This window comes from Haloarcula amylolytica JCM 13557 (assembly GCF_000336615.1).
In the GTDB taxonomy this organism is placed as follows: domain Archaea; phylum Halobacteriota; class Halobacteria; order Halobacteriales; family Haloarculaceae; genus Haloarcula; species Haloarcula amylolytica.
Genome location: NZ_AOLW01000022.1, coordinates 24,306 through 41,388, shown reverse-complemented (window position 1 = coordinate 41,388; position 17,083 = coordinate 24,306). Strand labels below are relative to the sequence as shown.

Sequence of the window (17,083 nt, the reverse complement as noted above, 5' to 3'; positions counted from 1 at the left end):
TTCCGGTGTTGGTGGCCTATCGGGTTTTATATCCGGCTTTGGCGATCTAACTGCTTCTATATCCCGTACTGTCGAATTATGTTGTTTGTTACCGAGAAACAGGAAACGTGACGCGTCGATACTACCGTCTGTCGGACTTACTCGCCGGAATCGAACACGGTCTGGCCGTCGCTGACGGTCAGCGTGACGGCTACGTCCGAGATATCCGCATTCGGGACGTCCCACGGAGAGGCCGATAGCACGGCGAAATCCGCAACCGATCCCGGCGTAATCGTGCCCATCCGGTCCTCGTCGAAGCCCGCGTACGCGGCACCGCTGGTGTACGCCCGGAGTGCCTCGTCAACTGTCAGCCGCTGGTTCGACTCCGGCGCGGTGACGGACTGCTCGACGCCGTACAGCGGGGAAAGCGGCATACAGTCGCTCCCGAAGGCCAGTTGTGCGCCGGCATCCACGAGGTCGCGGAACCGGTTCGTCAGCGCGCGGCGCTCGCCGAGTCGCTCGTCGTACAGGCCGCCCGGCACCGCCCAGCGGTGGAAGTTCGGCTGCGCCGAAACGACCAGTGGCGACGCCGCCAGTCGCTCCGCCAGGTCGCCGGTGAGCACCTCGGCGTGTTCGACGCGGTGGCGCTCATCCGCGGCGTCGACTGATTCGATAGCCGAAAGCAGCGCGTCGATAGCCGCGTCGCCGATGGCGTGAGCGGCGAACTGGAGGCCCGCGTCGTCGACCGCTGACACGAGTTCCCGGAGGGCATCTGGGTCCGTTCGCCACTCGCCGACGCTGTCGCTGTCGGCGTACGGCTCCCGGAGCCGCGCGGTGCCGGCCCCGAGCGACCCGTCGATGTACGTCTTGATCGCGCCCGTTTGCACTCGGTCGCTCCCGTGGTTCGTCACCAGTCCGAGTTCCCGTATGGCGTCGAGGTGGTCTACCCAGTAGTTGAGCCGAATCCGCAGGGAGAGTGCGTCCTCGGTGTCTAGGTCGCGGTACACTCGCGGGGCGTGAGACTGCCGCACCATGTCGTGTACGGCGGTAATTCCCTTTGAGAGAGCCACCTCCTGTGCGGCCAGCAGGTACTCCCGGGTCTGCGTGTAGTCGGGCGCGATAGCGTCGAAGACGGCCTCGGCGGCTTCCTCGACGAGCACGCCAGTTGGTGCTCCGTCCTCGGTCCGAACGCCGTCGTCGGGCAGGTCCAGTACGTCCAGCGCGGCGTGGTTTACCGACACCGTATGGATATCCTCGCGCGCGGCCGCGACCGGGCGATCAGCGCTCACCCGGTCCAGCGTCGCCGCCTGCAGCAGGTCCCCGTCCCAGTCGCTCTCGTCGTAGCCAAACCCCAGTATCCAGCCCTCGCCGTCGTCGGCCGCCAGCAGCCGGTCGATACAGTCGTCCGGGCCGTCCGCCCCGGCGAGGTCCGCCTCGACTGCACGCCGGCCGACGATGTCGAGGTGCGTGTGGGCGTCGACGAAGCCGGGCAACAGAACGCCACCGCGACAGTCGACGGTCTCGGCACCCGCGGTCGAGAGTTCGTTCGGGTCTCCGACGGCTGTGACAGTTCCGTTCGTCACTGCGACCGCCGATGCCGGACCGTCGCCGGACAGCGGCCGCACCTCACAGTTCGTGAATACGCGGTCGACCATACAAACTCGGCGAGCGGCGACTGCAAAACGCTTGGCCCGCCAAGAGCAACTGTTAGGAGTCCCGAAGCCACACCGGTCAGTATGACCGACTCCGACGCTACGGCGCTCGCGGAGCGCGTTCGTGACGGTGAGTTGCGGCTCTACGAACTGGAAGACCACGCCGACCCCGACGTTGCGGCGGCGGCCCGTAGACACCTGCTGGCCGAGGAGACCGGCGCGGATCTCTCGGCGGTCGGCGACTACACCTTCGACGCCGCTGACGCCGAGAGCAACATCGAGAACATGGTCGGTGCGGCGCAGGTCCCGATGGGCGTCGTCGGCCCGCTGCCCGTCGACGGCGGGGCCGCCGAGGGCGACCACCACCTCCCGCTGGCGACCAGCGAGGGCGCGCTGTTGGCCTCCGTCAACCGTGGTGTTTCGACCATCCGAAACGCCGGCGGCGCGACCGCTCGCGTGCTCAAATCCGGGATGACCCGCGCCCCGGTGTTCCGTGTCGAAGACGTGGCCGAGGCGGGCGAGGTGTCGGCCTGGGTCCGCGAGCACGTCGACGCTCTCGCCGACGCCGCCGAATCGACGACCAGCCACGGCGAACTGCAGGACGTGACGCCCTACGTCGTCGGCGACAGCGTCTTCCTGCGGTTCTCGTATGACACCAAAGACGCGATGGGGATGAACATGGCTACCATCGCGACGGAGGCGGCCTGCGACGTCGTCGAGTCCGAGACGCCGGCTGACCTCGTCGCGCTGTCGGGCAACCTCTGTTCGGATAAGAAGCCCGCCGCTATCAACGCTGTCGAGGGGCGCGGTCGGACTGTCGCCGCCGACGTACTCATCCCCCACGAGCAGGTCGAGGAGCGACTGGACACGACTTCCGACGCTATCGTCGAGGCAAATACCCGCAAGAACCTCGTCGGTTCGGCGAAGGCCGGCGCGCTGGGATTCAACGCCCACGCCGCCAACGTCGTCGCCGCGGCCTTCCTCGCGCTCGGGCAGGACATCGCGCAGGTGGTCGAGGGGAGCAACGCTATCACGACGGTCGACGCCCGGGAGGACGGCCTGTATGCCTCTGTCACCATTGCATCGCTGGAGGTCGGCACTGTCGGCGGCGGGACGGGTCTCCCCACGCAGTCCGAAGCGCTTGACGTGCTTGGCTACAGCGGCGGCGGCGACCCTGCTGGCAGTAACGCCGACGCGCTCGCGGAGGTCATCGCTGCTGGCGCGCTTGCTGGGGAACTCTCCCTGCTCGCGGCGCTCTCGTCTCGGCACCTTTCCTCGGCGCACGCCGACCTCGGGCGGTAGCCCCGGCTTCCCGGCGGCGCACTATCACTGCCGGCTCTGGCTTACCAGAAAGCCGGCCCCCGCAACGAGAACGATGACGCCAGCGAGCAGGAGCGCTTCCTGCCCGAGCAGCGGGCCGAGCACCAGCAGCGCCCACGCCACCGCGAACACGCCGTGGGCGATGGCGAACAGCCGTCGGCCGCGCCGGGCGAACACGACCGTCCCCAGCGCGAATCCGAGCGTGAGGACGACCGCCGAGAGCGCGACCGTGCTCACCCGTAGTGAACCCACAGCAACCGGCTCGACGACCGGCGTGAGCAAGAACAGCAATCCCGAGAGACCGACAAGCGTCCCGACCGCGACTGGGCCGGGCTCGAAGTCCAGCGTCGCGGTCATAGCAGCCGGTACTGCCCCCGGCTCTCCGATGCCTTGCCGGCGCGAACCAGCTTTGTCAGTGCCTTCCGGGTGTACGACGCCGGGACGCCGCGTTCCTCGGCGTAGGCCACGACATCATCCTCGGTCGGCCCGTCGAGGGTCCGCAACGCACTCAGGACGGTTTCCTTGCGGCTCGACCCGTCCGTCGCCCCCTGTTCGGTGCGCTCGGCGGCCGCCGACACGGCGTCTGTATCCACCCCCGAATCTTCGAGGTACGTCTCGTCGTCCACGCCCGCGTCGTCGACCTGGCGCTCCATCTCGGCGTAGGAATCCAACTCCGCGAAGGCGTCCCCCTCCCCCTGTCTGTTCGCCAGCATCGACGCCCGGACCTCTCGGGCGTGGGCCTCGTCGTCCGTTTCGACGAACTTCCGCCGCTTGGCGTGTTTCCGGCGCGTGCCACACCGCGGGCACTGTGTCGTCTCCGGCCGTCCCTCGGTGACCCACAGCGCGCTGCAATCACTACACCCGACGACCGCGTACATACCTCTCTGTCAGGGCCGGACGGTACTGAATCCACCGACAGGCGGCGCGACCACAGCGTGTGGATTAGGATCTCTATAACGAGTGTCACGGCGTCGATGCTCACCCCTGGCGGACGAACGCTTAGGTGGGCCGGGTACGACAGCATAGCGCATGAGGGAAGTACCACAGGCGGCCTGCGAGACAGTCGAAGCAGTCGACGGCGTTCACCTGACACAGTTGGCGGTCGGAGAGCAGATGAGCGTCCAGCAGTTCCACATCGACCCCGGCGCGGCCGTCCCGGAACACAGCCACCGCCACGAGCAGGTCGGCTACGTTGTGAAAGGGACCTTTACCTTCCACGTCAACGGCGAGGAGTACGTCATCGGCCCCGGCGACTCCTACGTGGTCCCGAGTGAGGAGCCACACGAAGCGCGCAACGACGGCGAGGAACCGGTCCGGGGCATCGACGTGTTCAGTCCGCCCAGATCGAACCCGGACTGGCAGGACTAGCCACAACTGTTTGGGGCCGGCGGCCGTAGCGCAATCAATGACGCGAGCAGTGGCTGCTGTCGTGACGCTCGCGCTCGTACTTGCCGGGTGCTCGGGCTTCGTCCAGCAGGACAGTCCCGAAACAGTCACGCCGGCAGCGGTGCCGACCGATGGGGCCGGCTATCCGCCGGGTGTGAGCGACGAGGCTGTGGTGCCGTCAGTGCTGGCCAGCGCCCACGCGCGGACGCTCGCGACGACGAACTACACGCTGGCCACCCGCCAGCGGGTCACTGACAGCAACGGAACGGTACTCCGGCGGTCTAACCACACACGCCACGTCGCGGCGAACAAGACAACGTATGCCGGGCAGTTCCGCCAGAACGGCACTGAACTGAACACTTTCACGACCCGCATTGACTACTGGACCAACGGCTCCATCGTCGCGGCCCGGTACGACGGGCGAGCGAACCGGCCCCAGCGGGTCAAGTGGACTGTCCGCGACGACGGCCCGGTCTCGGACCTCTCGGAGCGCCGGATGATACGTGGCATCGGGGAAGCCGTCGATCTCTCCGTTGCCGACCGGAGCGACGGCGGCGTCGTCCTCGTCGGCACCCGTTTCACGGACCCTGGCAGGCTCAGTACACCGCTGTTCGTGAGCGACCCTCGCAACGTCTCCGTCCGACTCCGCGTCAGTCACGACGGTACCGTCTCGGCGCTTCGGCTGGCATTCGATGCCGAACGGAGCGACCAGCAGGTCCGTGTCACGCAATACCTGCGGCTACGAAACGTCGGGTCTACGACAGTGACACAGCCGAAGTGGGTCGCGAACACGACCCAGCGGTCGCTTCAGGAATAACCGCCCGCAACGAACGAATTCAGGCGCTACCGAGCGCGGGCAGGACTCGGCGTGAGGCGAGCATATAGCCGGCGTACAGGAGAACCAGTCCAATATAAACCTCCCAGATAGCGAGCGCAGAAATACCGCCGGACAGATCGGCGAGAGCGGCCTGTTCGGTGAGTGCTCCTCCTACGGTTAGCCCAGCAGCGAGGAGCGTCGAGAGCAGGAGTTCGAGTAGCTCTGGAATCGATTCTGAAACCATGTATGCGCAGATATCAGTGTCAACCCGCATGTAGCTCTTTCGATCCGAGAGAGCTTAGTAGGCCCACGAGAACGGGCCTGTATGAGCCAAAACTGGAACGCTGACTACGCGACACTCGCAAAGCGCGGGTTCATGCTCGGGGCGGGGCTGTTCCTCCTCGGCATCGCGGGGGAAGTCGCCGGAAGCGCCGTTCTCGGGACGCTCCCCGCCTGGGGCGACACGCTGCTGGTCGACATGGAAATGCTCGGTATTCTCGTCGGCCTCCTCTCGCCGCTCGTGTTCGGTGTGGTCCTTCCGCTGACCGAGTAACCCTTCTCTGACGGATACGCTCGATAGAACGACTCCCAAGCGACGGCCTCGTTCTCCCGACAGCACGACCGCTCGTCTCGCCAGTCCCGGCTGTTGTGCGCGATAAAAAATGGAGAGTTTGGGTGATCTGCGCGACTCGCTTACGCGAGCTTCTCTATATTCTCGACGACCTTCTCGGCGAACTCGCTGGTGGCGAGCTTCGTGCCGCCCTCGATCTGGCGTTCGAGATCGTAGGTGACGTTCCCGGAGGAGATCGTCTCCTCGACGGCGTCGCGAACGAGCTGGCCGGCGTCCTTCCAGCCCATGTATTCGAGCATGAGGCGGCCGGAGAGGATCATCGCGGTCGGGTTGACCTTGTCCTCGCCGGCGTACTTCGGGGCGGAGCCGTGGACCGGCTCTGCGAGACAGCGGGCCGAGCCGAAGTTCGCGCCGGGAGCGATGCCGAGCCCGCCGATCTGTGCGCCGGCGGCGTCGGACATGTAGTCCCCGTTCAGGTTCATCGTCGCGATGACGTCGTACTCGTCGGTGCGAGTCAGGAGCTGCTGGAGCATGTTGTCGGCGATGCGGTCGTTGACAACGAGCGCGTCCTCGGGCGCTTCGCCGTCGTACTCGTCCCACAGCTCGTCCTCGGTGATGACGTTCTCGCCGTACTCCTCTTCGGCGACCTCGTAGCCCCAGTCACGGAAGGCGCCCTCGGTGAACTTCATGATGTTGCCCTTGTGGACCAGCGTGACGCTGTCGCGGTCCTCTTCGAGGGCGTAGTCGATGGCCTCGCGGACGAGGCGCTTGGTCCCGAACTCGGTGATCGGCTTGACGCCGATGCCGACCGGGCCGTCGTGGATGGTTTCGTCGAAGTTCATCTCGTCCTCGACGAACTCCTTGACCTCCTCGACTTCGTCGGTGCCGGCCTCCCACTCGATGCCGGCGTAGACGTCCTCGGTGTTCTCCCGGAAGGTGACCATGTCCATCTCCCCGGGGTCCTTGACCGGCGACGGGACGCCGTCGATGTGGTAGGTCGGGCGGACGTTCGCGTAGAGGTCGAGCGTCTTCCGGAGCGCGACGTTGAGCGAGCGGAAGCCGGCCCCGACCGGGGTCGTCAGCGGGCCCTTGATGGCGACGTTGAACTCCTTGATCGCCTCGACGGTGTCGTCGGGGAGGTTCTCGTCGTACTTGTCCCGGGCGGACTGGCCGGCGTAGACGCGCATCCAGGAGATGTCACGACCGGTGGCGTTCGCGGCGGCTTCGAGCACCTTCTGTGCGGCCGGACCGACGTCCGTCCCGATACCGTCCCCGTGAATGATGGGGATGATCGGGTTCTCCGGAACGTCGAGTTCGTCGTCCTCCGTGACCTGAATCTGCTGTCCCTCGTCGGGAACCTCCACTTTGTCGTAATCGTAGCCCATATTCCGCCAATTGACAGTCGCCCCTAAAGGCGTGCCGCTTTGCCTCAGACGTGGTAACACAGTGCGTAAAGAAAGGGCTGCGACCGCATGCCGGCACGTCACTATCGCTATAGCCGGAGGTCATATGCCTTTCGTCTGTCAACAGGTCTGCATGCACGTCATCGTCCACGGCGGCGCGGGCAGTCCACCGGAGTCACCGGCTACTCGGCAGGAAACACTCACCAACGCCGCTGAACAGGCAACGGCGGCGGAGGGTCCGATGGACGCGGTGCTGGCCGCGCTTCGACCGCTCGAATCCGATCCGGCGTTCAACGCCGGCGTCGGTGGGGCCGTCCAGAGCGATGGGGAGGTCCGGACCGACGCTGGACTGATGACCGACGCCGGCCAGGTCGGGGCGGCGTGTGCAATGTCTGGCGTTGTACACGCCACGGATGTGGCCCACAGTGTGGGAACCGAGACGCCACACGTCTTGCTGGCCGGTGACGAGGCCGTCGATTTCGCGGCAGACATGGGTATCGACACCGGTTGCGACCTCACGACCGCGGAGACGCGCCAGCGATACGAGGCCGCTGACCCACCCGGTGGCGGGCCCGCCGACCACCTCGAATGGGTCCGTAAGCATTTCAGCGGCACTGACACCGTCGGCGCGGTTGCGACCGACGGGGACCGGCTTGCGGCAGCGACGTCGACCGCCGGGCGATGGTTTGCACTGGCCGGTCGGGTCGGCGACGTCCCGCAGGTCGGCGCTGGGTTCTACGCGGACGACCGCGGCGGCGCGAGCGCGACCGGCGAAGGGGAGGCCATCGCCCGGTTCGGCCTGGCCCGCCACGCCGTCGAACTGCTCGACACGTACGGCCCGCGACAGGCCGCCGAGGAAGCAATCGCGGCGTTCGAGGACGCCACCGGCGGGCGCGCCGGCGTGATCGTGCTCGACCACGCCGGTCACACCGGGGCCGAACGCAACACCGCCGCGATGCAGACCGCGACGAGATAGCCAGAGGGAAACCCCTTTGCCCGCGACCGACTAACCGGCGTGCATGACTGACGTGGACTTCGATTCCGAGCAGTACGAGAAATGCCGCGAAGCGGGCGAGATTCTGGCACAGGTGCGCGACGAGGCGGCCGAGCACGTCGAGGTGGGCGTCTCCCATCTCGAAGTCGCTCAGTGGGCCGAGGACAAAATCAAGGAGTTGGGCGGCAAGCCGGCGTTCCCGGTGAACATCTCTATCGACGAGGAGGCGGCCCACGCCACGCCCGAGCGCGACGACGACGCCACCTTCGGCGAGGAGATGGTCAACCTCGACATCGGCGTCCACGTCGACGGGTGGCTCGCCGACACCGCCGTGACGGTCGACCTCTCCGGGCAGGACGAACTCGCCGAAGCGCCCGCCGAGGCCCTGGACGCCGCGCTGGACGTTGCCGGCCCCGGCGTCGACGTGGGCCAGATCGGCGCGGCCGTCGAGGAGGTCATCGAGGGGTACGGCTACAACCCCGTCGTGAACCTCACCGGCCACGGACTCGGTCACTGGGAGCAGCACACGTCACCGAACATCCCGAACCGCGAGGTGGCACAGGGCGCGACGCTCAACGTGGGCGACGTGGTCGCTATCGAGCCGTTCGCCACTGACGGCCGCGGCAAGGTGCAGGAAGGGGCCGACGAGGAGATTTTCGCCCTCGAACGGGAAGGGTCAGTTCGGAACCGGCAGGCTCGACAGGTCCTCGAACAGATCACCGAGGAGTACCGCACGCTGCCGTTCGCCGCCCGCTGGCTTGACTCACCGCGAGCAGAGATGGCGCTTCGCCGGCTGAAACAGCAGGACATCGTCCACGGCTATCCGGTACTCAAAGAGCAGGACGGCGCGTACGTCAGTCAGAAGGAACACACCGTTATCATCACCGAGGACGGCTGTGAAGTGACGACCCGTTCGCGGTAGCGTGAACACCGGCTTCGAACCCGCTGGACTGACACCGGACTCCGCTTCTTGAGCATCCACAGCGACATCTCTCTGTGGCCGGTGTGAAAGGGTGTGATGGGTGGGGTGTGTGGCCACGCAGTCAAAGACCGCGTGGCGTATGGAAACGGTGGGGTGGGGGGTGTGTGGCCACGCAGTCAAAGACCGCGTGGCGTACTGAAACGGTGGGGTGGGGGTGGGGTGTGTGGGATGGTCAGGCGTTGTTCATCCGCGTGGACGTGGTTGTGCCACAGATCTGACACTCGCTGACCCGATACGGCTCTCGGGAAAACGCCGCGTTCTCGCGTTTATCGGACTCTGTCTGTATCTGGACACGCACGGCGTGCGGTGTCTCGCGGTCACACGTCGAACAGTGTTCAGCCATGTCAACGCCGTCGTTTATCGCTGCCATCCCGCCTGATACAAGCCGGGTAAGGAGTATAAAAACCACCTTCAGTTCTGGTCCGTTCAGCACTGTTTATCGCCAGATAGCGGCCGATTTTTTCGGATTGCTACCTTAGAGAAGACGAGAATGTTTAAAAGTCCCTCTAAGGCTATAGAATCCGGTCTACGACCGTGAACGGCCAACACTTTTATATACTTCTTTCGCAGTATCAGTCCTGTCGTTTTTGCTGGTGGGTCGACAACTGGCGGTATGGACAAGGTGTTCGCGCCGTGGCGCATCGAGTGGGTCGAACGCGAGGAGACGAACCCCGACGCCGACTGCGTGTTCTGTGCGTTTCAAGCGGGGGACGACGACCGGGCGAACAACCTCGTGGCACGAAGCGACCACGCCTTCGTCCTCCTGAACAACTACCCGTACAACCCCGGGCATGTGATGGTCATTCCCCACACCCACACCGGCGAGTACGGCGACCTCGACGACGAAACCCTGCTCGATCACGCCCGGCTGAAACAGCGGACGTTCGACGCCCTCGAAACGGCGCTGTCCCCGGACGCGTTCAACGCGGGGCTGAACCTCGGTGGCTCCGCGGCCGGCGGGTCGATTGACGACCACCTCCATACTCACGTCGTCCCGCGGTGGAACGGCGACACCAATTTCATGCCGGTCATCAGTGATACGAAAGTCATCGTCGAGGCCGTCGAAGAGACGTACGACCGGCTCTACGCTGCGTTCGCATCACAGGACGGGACAACCGCTCCTGACGACGGGGCTGTCCGCATCAATTGAGGCGGTCGCGGGGAAGTTCAGTCGGGGATAGCTCAGTGTCGAAGCGGCTTTGACGGCGGCCCGACAACGGGGGAGCAATGTCACGCCGCGCGACGCTCAGGCGGGTCGGCCTGCTCGTTCTCGGCGTCAATCTCCTCCTCGTGCTGCTGAAAGCCAGCGTCTGGCTCACCACCGGGAGCTTCGCTGTCCAGTCCGAGGCGGTCAACAGCGCCGCCGACACCGCCTACTCGCTGGTCATCGTCGCTGGATTGTACCTGACGACGCGCCCGCCGGACTTCGAGCACCCCCACGGCCACGAACGCATCGAGCCGTTCGTCTCGCTGTTCGTCGCCGCGGGTATCTTTTCCGCTGGCGGTTTCGTCCTCTGGAACGCCGGCACTGCCCTGCTGACCGGGAACATCTCGGTGACACAGGGCCCAGCCGCCGTGCTCGTGCTCGCCTTCTCGGCCGTCGCGAAGTACGCCCTCTATCGCTACTGTCTCCGCGCGGGCACGGACCGTAACTCCCCGGCGCTCGTTGCGACGGCGAAGGACAACCGCAACGACATCCTCACCGCGGGAGCGGCGCTGGTCGGCGTTGCCGGCGCGATGGCCGGTTACCCCATCGCCGACCCGCTGGCCGCGCTCGTCGTCGCCATCGGCATCATCTACACCGGTATCGAGGTCGTACAGGAAAACGTCACTTATCTCGTTGGCGGCGCACCGCCGGAGGACCTCCGGCGCGAAATCCTCCGCCGCGCGCTGGACCACTCGCAGGTCCGAGGTGCACACGACGTTATCGCCCACTACGTCGGCCCCGAAATCGACGTGAGCCTCCACATCGAGGTGGAGGGCGACCTGACGCTGTTCGAGGCCCACGACATCGAGACGGCGGTCATCAAGTCCATCGAGGAACTCCCGGAGGTCGACGACGCGTTCATCCACGTCGACCCGAAGGAACTCGGCGAGTGGAAAGACGACGAGGAAGTGGAACGGCTCGCTGATCTGGAGTGACGTTTTAGTAGCTTCCGTGCCATGCTGTAGCATATGGGCGACGACTCATCACGTAGCTGGCTCGCGCTCGGACGACTGTTGTTCGGTCTCGGCGTGGCTCTGCAGGCCGCCGAGGACTTCCGCGACATGGAGGACGCAATCGAGTACGCTGAATCTGCGGGTGTCCCCGCGCCGGATTTGTTGGCCCCGCTGGCCTCGGGGATGATGCTGGTCGGCGGGCTGGGGACGGCATTCTGGCGGCTTCCTCGGGTTTCGACCGGGGCCGTCGCCACGTTCCTCGCCGTCGTGACCCCGACGATGCACGACTTCTGGAACGCCGACCCGGACGACCGGAGCGGCGAGCGCCTGGCCTTCTTCGGCAACCTCGCGATGTTCGGCGGAGCGATAGCGTTCCTCCGCGAGGCATACAGTGGCGACTGATTGCCCGGTCGATTCCGACTGAAAATTCGGGCTGCCGACCCGCTTAGTCCGCGACCTGCGCTCGCTCGACCGGCTCGCCGAAGGCGTACACGGTGTTGTGGCTCGTGATCTCCACGTCGACCGTGTCGCCGATTTCGAGGCCGCGCTCCTGGGCGTCGGCGATGACGACCTGCCGGTAGGCCTCGTCGTAACCCACCAGCGACTCGTCGGTGCCGTCCTCGACGAGCAACACCGAGGACGTGTGGCCGACCATCTCCTCGTAGGCCTCGGCCATGAGCTCCATCTTCGCCTCGCTCATCTCCTTCGAACGGTCCTTCTTCGTCTGGCCGCCCAGGCCTTTCATGTCGGCGGCGTCGGTGCCGGGCCGCTTGGAGAAGCGCGTGACGTTGATCTTCTCGGGGCGGGTCTCGCGCAGCAGCGCCATCGACTGCTCGTGGTCGGCCGGCTCCTCGGTCGGGAAGCCGACGATGAAGTCCGTCGACAGCGTCCAGTAGTCCAGGTGGTCGTCAAGCGTTTCGACGACCTCCAGGTACTCCGAGACGGCGTGCTGGCGGCGCATGTCGGCCAGCACGTCGTCGCTGCCGGACTGGACCGGTGCGTGGATGAAGTTGTACAGTTCGTCGTGCTTGGCGAACACCCGAGCCAGTTCCTCGCGGACGCCGTGGAGGCCCTTCGGGTTCGCCATGCCGACACGCACCCGGAAGTCGCCGTCGATGTCGGAACAGATGCGGTCGAGTAGCTCCGGCAGCAGGCTCGTCCCCTGGTTGGTGTCCCAGCCGTAGACGCCGGTGTCCTGGCCGGTGATACGGATTTCCTTCGCGCCGGCGTGGACGAGTGCGCGTGCCTTCTCGACGTTCTCCTCGACCGAGGGCGACTCGATTCGGCCCGTCGCCTGCTTCGTGATGCAGTAGGAGCAATCGGACATACAGCCCCGGGCGATGGGGAGGATACCGACGACGCCGTTCAGCACCGTCTCGGTGTCCGGCGTGATTGTCGGGCACTCGCCGTTGAGGACGTACTGGGGCACGTCGTCCCAGTGGAGTACTTCCGCGTCGACGTCGGCGGTCTGGAACTCCTCGCCCTGTGCGAGCGCCATACAGCCCGTGATGACGAGGTCGGCCGGCGTTTCTTTGTCGAGTTCTTTGGCCCGTGCGAGCATGTTCCGCTCGGTTTTCTCAAGCACCGTACAGGTGTTGAGAATCGCTACGTCAGCCGACTCCGGCCCGTCGGCGGGGTGGTGCCCGCCCTCCCGGAGCGCCTGCTCGATCTGCTGGGTCTCACCTCTGTTCGAGGTGCACCCGTACGTCTCGATGTGATACCGGGCCATTCATCCAGACACTATCGCCAGGACGGCAAAAGGGCGACGGATTGGACCGGTCAGTAGCCGTCGGTTGTGTCCGCGTCGTCCCGCTCTCTCTCCGGTTCGGTCGGCGACTCGCCCTCTGTCTCGGCCTGCCACTCCCGGACGATAGTACCGCCGCTGGAGGCCCCGATTCGCTCGGCCCCGGCCTCGAACATCGCCTCGGCGTCGGCCCACGACCCGACGCCGCCGCTGGCTTTCACCGGGAGGTACTTGCTGAGGATCTCCACGTCGTGGACCGTCGCACCGCCCTCGCTGAACCCCGTTGCGGTCTTGAGATACGCGGCGTCGGCGTCCGCGACCAGTTGGCCGACCCGTTCGAGTTCGTCGTCAGAGAGCAGCGGCGCTTCGACGATGACCTTCACGGGAACCGGGACGCTGGCGACGACCTCGGTGATGTGGTCCCGGACGGCGTCGTCCGCGCCGGCTTTGAGCAAGCCCACGTTGCACACCATATCCAGTTCGTCGGCCCCGGCGTCCCAGGCCAGTTTGGCCGCCTGACAGACGCTGTCGGTCTGGCCCTGCCCGTGGGGGAAGTCGATGACGGCTGTGAGCGGGACGTTCGCGTACTCCGTCGCCAGCGGGAGGTAACACGGTGGAATGCACGCTCGCATCCCGTACTGCAGCGCCTCGTCGAGGCAGGTCCGTACGTCGTCCGGTGTCGTCGTCGGGCCGAGGACTGTATGCTCGATGCGGTCTGGAATGTCGTCCATACCGCGGGGTGACACGCGGTGTCTACGTAAAGACGGCGGGCGGCGGACGGTGCGGGTCGGGTGTCCCGCTGTAGTGGCTGTCCGCGATAGCCGCTCGTACCGATGTGCCCGCCGTCGGTCTCGTTCGGAAGGTTTTCCCTCGTCGGCGTCGGCGTGAGGGACATGGTACTGCCTTCGGGGTTAGCGCTCCCGCCGCTCGAGTACACTGTGGCGCTGCTTGCGGGCACGCTCGTGGTGACAGCGCTGTTGTACGCCCTCGAACCACCGATCGACCAGCGGACCGTGGTCGCCCTGACGCCGTGGATGGCACTCGGCGGCGCGCTCCACGCGTTCCACCAGCCGCCGATCGAAGCGTACAGGCCCGTGGTCGCACCGCTGTTCGGCGCACCGGCGGTGTACCTCACGACGTTCGTCACGCTGGGCGTCGTCTGGATCACGCTGACGCTGTTCAGCGTCCGGCGCGGCCACAGCGAGACGATATCGCGCAATCTGGGGTACATCGGTATCGGACTCCTGACCGTGTTGCTCGTCATCGCCGTCGTGATGGCACTGGAGTCCGGCCTGCTGGGGCTCATCTGGCCGACTGTCGCCGTCGTCGTCGCAATCGTCGTGACCGCCGTGACGGTGCTTGCGGTCGCGCTGTGGCGGACGCCGGTCGTGGTCCGGATGCGCTATGCGGCCCCGACGGTCGTGTTCGCGCACATGCTCGACGGCGTCTCGACCGCGGTCGGCGCTGACGTCATCGGCATCACGGAGCGAACGCCGATCCCGGCCCGCATCATGGAGTTCGCCGACACGCTCCCGACAGCGCCGTATCTCGGCAAAGGCTGGCTGTTCGTGTTCGTCAAACTGCTCGTGGCAATTGCGGTCGTCTTCCTGCTCGATGACTACCTCGAAGAGGACCCGGTCGAAGCGAGCCTCCTGCTCGCGCTCGTGACCGCCGTCGGCATCGGCCCGGCCACGAACAACATCGTCCTGTTCCTGTTCAGCCCGGTCTGAGGGCGGCGTTATTCTGCCACCGAATCGCTGCGTCGCTCCTGTCGTTCCTGTTCGAGCCGCTGACACCCGAACACGAGCGACTCCGGAATGTCCGTCGCGTTCGACTGCAGCGCTTCGAACACGACGGCCACCTCCTCGAACCGCGGCCCGCGACCGGCGACCAGTGGCTCTGTCTCCCACGTAATGAACTCGTGGTCGGCCAGCATCGGCAGGTGGCAGTGGTACAGCTTCTGTCGAAGGACTGCCGGATCGCGCGGGACGTTGGGGTTTACGGCACTTTCGGGGAGTGGGACTGTCTCGTCGGGGTGGGCATCCGACAGCGAGATAATGAGCTGCCGCCGCGGCTCGGCCGTAACGGCCTTGAAGACCTCGTCCCAGCGTCTAATCACCTGCTTCCCGTTCTGGTAGCGCCTCCGTGTCATGATATAACTTAGCGTAGTTATTGAGACGGCAGCATATATATTGTCGTGATGTGATATATTGAGTAAACCGATCTCAGGTCGGGTTGAACCAGCCGGGCCCGGAGCGCTACTACGCCGGTGGTGAGTCGATTTGACGACTCCTAAACTGCCATAGTGTGCTACAATGCACATATTGAAATTCTGCTATATCCCTCGTCGTAGATGCTACCGCCAGCGCACTCTCCGATATTTCTGGCGTTGCTACATTGACAGCGCCTCCGTGTTATCGAACTGTTCCGCCGGAACTGTCGACTTTCTCCGATCTGGGCGCATGACACAATGCTCATTGGCACTGCGGGCAAGGGCAAACATGTGCTTGAATACCCCATTTCGCAGTGGGCGTTCGTCTGTGTCGTCGCCGGCGCATTCGTCGGCCTGTTGCTGAATATCCCGATGGTGACACAGGACGAGGGATACCTGCCGGCGCACGTCGCCGCCGCCGGCCTCACTCGCACCGATCCGGCGGCAGTGGGCCGTCCGCTCGCCGTCGTTGTGCATCACGGCACCGCCCTCGTTGCAGCACTGCTCTACGGCGCGGTCGTTGCAGGCCTCTCGTCCGTGCTTCCGACGGCAGTCTCGCTCAACGGCGTCCCGCTGATACCGCACATCGTCGGCGCTGCGGGCGTCACCGCGTTCATTTACTACTTCTTCGTCCGCGTGGCCATGCCTCGCTTCGGCGGCAGCGTCCGGGACGATGCCGACGAGATCATTCAACAGTGGGCACTCACGGCGTTCATCTTCGGGACGGCGCTCGCGCTGTTCATTCCGGTGCTTGTCACCTGGATGTGAACTACGTGTTCTCGACCCGCTTCGAGAGGTTTCTGTAGGCTCCGAGATACAGGAATACGCTGGCAAGGAGCGCGAACGGGACGACGAGGGGCCACGAGGGGCCGTCCGGCGTTCCCGCGCCGACGGTGTAGCCGGTCAGCAGTCCGAGGATGACTCCGGCGGCGAGAGCGATACCCGCCGGCCCTCGCATCCGCCTATCGAACAGCGAGAGATCGTCTGCCATACGTCCGCTCTCGCGGCCGTCCCACCTCACTGTTGCGACCGGCAGGAATCCACTGACTACTAAATAGTTCCGCCCGACTGGCCGATATGGCGAAACAACCGCATCTACTCGTCGAACCGGGTGACCTGACAGACATCGCGCTCGTGCCGGGTGACCCCGGACGCGTCGACCGCATCGCGGGCCTCTGTGACGACCACGAGGTCGTCGCGGAGAACCGCGAGTACAAACTCGTCAACGCGACCTACGACGGCCGCGAACTGACGATCTGCTCGACCGGGATCGGGTCGCCGTCGACGGCCATCGCCGTCGAGGAACTGGAAGCGGTCGGCGTCGAGACGCTCATCCGCGTCGGAACGACCGGCGCGCTCCAGGAAGGCATCGAGATCGGCGACATGGTCGTCGCTAACGGCGCTGCCAAGGACGAGGGAACGTCCCAGCGCTACGAATCCAAGTCCGTCCCGGCCGTCCCGAACTACGACGTCCTCTCGTCGCTGGTCGACGCCGCCGAGGCGAACGACGAGGACGTCCACGTCGGCCCCATCGCCACGGACGACGCCTTCTACGCCGAGACGGACGAGTACATCAACGACTGGGAGGCCGCCGGCCTGCTGGCCGTCGAGATGGAGGCCGCCGCGCTGTTCTCGCTGTGTCGTCGCAAGGGCCTGCGCTCGGGCGCTATCTGTACCGTCGACGGAAACCTCGTCGAGGGGACACAGAAGGGCGAAACCGAGGACGAGGAACTCCCCGAGAAAGCCAAGAACAACGTCGAACGCGCCATCGAAATCAGTCTGACGGCGACCACGTCGCTGTAAGCGTCGGCACCGCTGGATTCTGCGAGCGCCTGTCGGGGCTGTCCCGTGTGAGCGACCGGT

Annotated in this window: 22 protein-coding genes; 12 read left to right on the top strand and 10 right to left on the bottom strand. The window is 65.6% G+C overall.

Annotation, left to right across the window (positions count from 1 at the left end):
* Positions 1-137: 137 nt before the first annotated feature.
* Positions 138-1,634: an amidohydrolase gene (locus tag C442_RS11780; protein ID WP_008310712.1), complete on the bottom strand. Its 1,497-nt coding sequence runs from the start codon at positions 1,632-1,634 to the stop codon at positions 138-140.
* Between the two features lie 81 nt (positions 1,635-1,715).
* Between C442_RS11780 and hmgA the strand changes: the two genes are divergently transcribed.
* Positions 1,716-2,933 (top strand): hydroxymethylglutaryl-CoA reductase (NADPH), encoded by a 1,218-nt coding sequence (gene hmgA / locus C442_RS11775; RefSeq protein WP_008310710.1) that lies wholly within the window; start codon positions 1,716-1,718, stop codon positions 2,931-2,933.
* A 24-nt stretch (positions 2,934-2,957) separates the two neighbouring features.
* Here hmgA and C442_RS11770 read toward each other — a convergent pair whose 3' ends face one another.
* On the bottom strand, positions 2,958-3,308 hold the full coding sequence (locus C442_RS11770) for a hypothetical protein (protein ID WP_008310708.1): 351 nt from the start codon (positions 3,306-3,308) through the stop codon (positions 2,958-2,960).
* The gene (locus C442_RS11765; protein ID WP_008310706.1) at positions 3,305-3,829 is read right to left on the bottom strand and encodes a DUF5817 domain-containing protein; all 525 of its coding nucleotides are present in this window, start codon (positions 3,827-3,829) and stop codon (positions 3,305-3,307) included. The genes C442_RS11770 and C442_RS11765 overlap by 4 nt, the downstream gene beginning before the upstream one ends.
* A gap of 151 nt (positions 3,830-3,980) precedes the next feature.
* Between C442_RS11765 and C442_RS11760 the strand changes: the two genes are divergently transcribed.
* Together C442_RS11760 and C442_RS11755 are read left to right on the top strand one after the other, a co-directional pair.
* A complete protein-coding gene (locus tag C442_RS11760; RefSeq protein WP_008310705.1) occupies positions 3,981-4,319 on the top strand; it encodes a cupin domain-containing protein in 339 nt (112 codons plus the stop codon).
* A 37-nt stretch (positions 4,320-4,356) separates the two neighbouring features.
* The gene (locus C442_RS11755; RefSeq protein WP_008310702.1) at positions 4,357-5,154 is read left to right on the top strand and encodes a hypothetical protein; all 798 of its coding nucleotides are present in this window, start codon (positions 4,357-4,359) and stop codon (positions 5,152-5,154) included.
* A 19-nt stretch (positions 5,155-5,173) separates the two neighbouring features.
* Here C442_RS11755 and C442_RS11750 read toward each other — a convergent pair whose 3' ends face one another.
* A complete protein-coding gene (locus tag C442_RS11750; protein WP_008310700.1) occupies positions 5,174-5,398 on the bottom strand; it encodes a hypothetical protein in 225 nt (74 codons plus the stop codon).
* An 81-nt stretch (positions 5,399-5,479) separates the two neighbouring features.
* Between C442_RS11750 and C442_RS11745 the strand changes: the two genes are divergently transcribed.
* Positions 5,480-5,707, top strand: a complete 228-nt coding sequence (locus C442_RS11745; RefSeq protein WP_008310699.1) for a DUF7860 family protein — start codon at positions 5,480-5,482, stop codon at positions 5,705-5,707.
* 140 nt (positions 5,708-5,847) lie between these two features.
* Here the strand turns inward: C442_RS11745 and icd are convergent, their stop codons facing one another.
* The gene (icd, locus tag C442_RS11740) at positions 5,848-7,110 is read right to left on the bottom strand and encodes an isocitrate dehydrogenase (NADP(+)) (protein WP_008310697.1); all 1,263 of its coding nucleotides are present in this window, start codon (positions 7,108-7,110) and stop codon (positions 5,848-5,850) included.
* A gap of 151 nt (positions 7,111-7,261) precedes the next feature.
* Between icd and C442_RS11735 the strand changes: the two genes are divergently transcribed.
* Both C442_RS11735 and map read left to right on the top strand, forming a co-directional pair.
* Positions 7,262-8,104, top strand: coding sequence for an isoaspartyl peptidase/L-asparaginase (locus C442_RS11735; protein WP_008310696.1), 843 nt, complete (start codon positions 7,262-7,264; stop codon positions 8,102-8,104).
* Between the two features lie 43 nt (positions 8,105-8,147).
* Positions 8,148-9,044: a type II methionyl aminopeptidase gene (gene map, locus C442_RS11730; protein ID WP_008310695.1), complete on the top strand. Its 897-nt coding sequence runs from the start codon at positions 8,148-8,150 to the stop codon at positions 9,042-9,044.
* A 232-nt stretch (positions 9,045-9,276) separates the two neighbouring features.
* On the opposite strand, the gene C442_RS11725 is transcribed toward map, so the two are convergent.
* Complete coding sequence (locus C442_RS11725; protein WP_004518623.1) at positions 9,277-9,474, bottom strand: DUF7835 family putative zinc beta-ribbon protein; 198 nt, start codon at positions 9,472-9,474, stop codon at positions 9,277-9,279.
* 243 nt (positions 9,475-9,717) lie between these two features.
* Here C442_RS11725 and C442_RS11720 point away from each other — a divergent pair, with 243 nt between their 5' ends.
* The 3 genes from C442_RS11720 to C442_RS11710 all read left to right on the top strand — a co-directional run bounded on the left by C442_RS11720 (position 9,718) and on the right by C442_RS11710 (position 11,666).
* Entirely contained in the window at positions 9,718-10,254 is a 537-nt protein-coding gene (locus C442_RS11720) for an HIT family protein (protein ID WP_008310694.1), read from the top strand.
* Between the two features lie 77 nt (positions 10,255-10,331).
* A complete protein-coding gene (locus tag C442_RS11715) occupies positions 10,332-11,246 on the top strand; it encodes a cation diffusion facilitator family transporter (RefSeq protein ID WP_008310692.1) in 915 nt (304 codons plus the stop codon).
* A 33-nt stretch (positions 11,247-11,279) separates the two neighbouring features.
* Positions 11,280-11,666 carry a DoxX family protein gene (locus C442_RS11710; protein ID WP_008310690.1) on the top strand — a complete coding sequence of 129 codons (387 nt, stop codon included), beginning with the start codon at positions 11,280-11,282 and terminating at the stop codon, positions 11,664-11,666.
* Between the two features lie 43 nt (positions 11,667-11,709).
* Here the strand turns inward: C442_RS11710 and C442_RS11705 are convergent, their stop codons facing one another.
* Entirely contained in the window at positions 11,710-12,993 is a 1,284-nt protein-coding gene (locus C442_RS11705; RefSeq protein WP_008310687.1) for a tRNA (N(6)-L-threonylcarbamoyladenosine(37)-C(2))-methylthiotransferase, read from the bottom strand.
* A 50-nt stretch (positions 12,994-13,043) separates the two neighbouring features.
* Positions 13,044-13,739: a deoxyribose-phosphate aldolase gene (gene deoC, locus C442_RS11700; RefSeq protein ID WP_008310686.1), complete on the bottom strand. Its 696-nt coding sequence runs from the start codon at positions 13,737-13,739 to the stop codon at positions 13,044-13,046.
* Positions 13,740-13,901: 162 nt separating this feature from the next.
* Here deoC and C442_RS11695 point away from each other — a divergent pair, with 162 nt between their 5' ends.
* On the top strand, positions 13,902-14,738 hold the full coding sequence (locus C442_RS11695) for a DUF63 family protein (protein WP_008310684.1): 837 nt from the start codon (positions 13,902-13,904) through the stop codon (positions 14,736-14,738).
* Positions 14,739-14,746: 8 nt separating this feature from the next.
* Here C442_RS11695 and C442_RS11690 read toward each other — a convergent pair whose 3' ends face one another.
* Complete coding sequence (locus tag C442_RS11690; protein ID WP_008310683.1) at positions 14,747-15,160, bottom strand: hypothetical protein; 414 nt, start codon at positions 15,158-15,160, stop codon at positions 14,747-14,749.
* Between the two features lie 318 nt (positions 15,161-15,478).
* Here C442_RS11690 and C442_RS11685 point away from each other — a divergent pair, with 318 nt between their 5' ends.
* Positions 15,479-15,988, top strand: coding sequence for a hypothetical protein (locus tag C442_RS11685; RefSeq protein ID WP_008310681.1), 510 nt, complete (start codon positions 15,479-15,481; stop codon positions 15,986-15,988).
* Position 15,989: 1 nt separating this feature from the next.
* On the opposite strand, the gene C442_RS11680 is transcribed toward C442_RS11685, so the two are convergent.
* Positions 15,990-16,211: a hypothetical protein gene (locus C442_RS11680; RefSeq protein WP_008310678.1), complete on the bottom strand. Its 222-nt coding sequence runs from the start codon at positions 16,209-16,211 to the stop codon at positions 15,990-15,992.
* A gap of 86 nt (positions 16,212-16,297) precedes the next feature.
* Between C442_RS11680 and C442_RS11675 the strand changes: the two genes are divergently transcribed.
* Complete coding sequence (locus C442_RS11675) at positions 16,298-17,023, top strand: nucleoside phosphorylase (RefSeq protein ID WP_008310676.1); 726 nt, start codon at positions 16,298-16,300, stop codon at positions 17,021-17,023.
* The last annotated feature ends 60 nt before the right edge of the window (positions 17,024-17,083 follow it).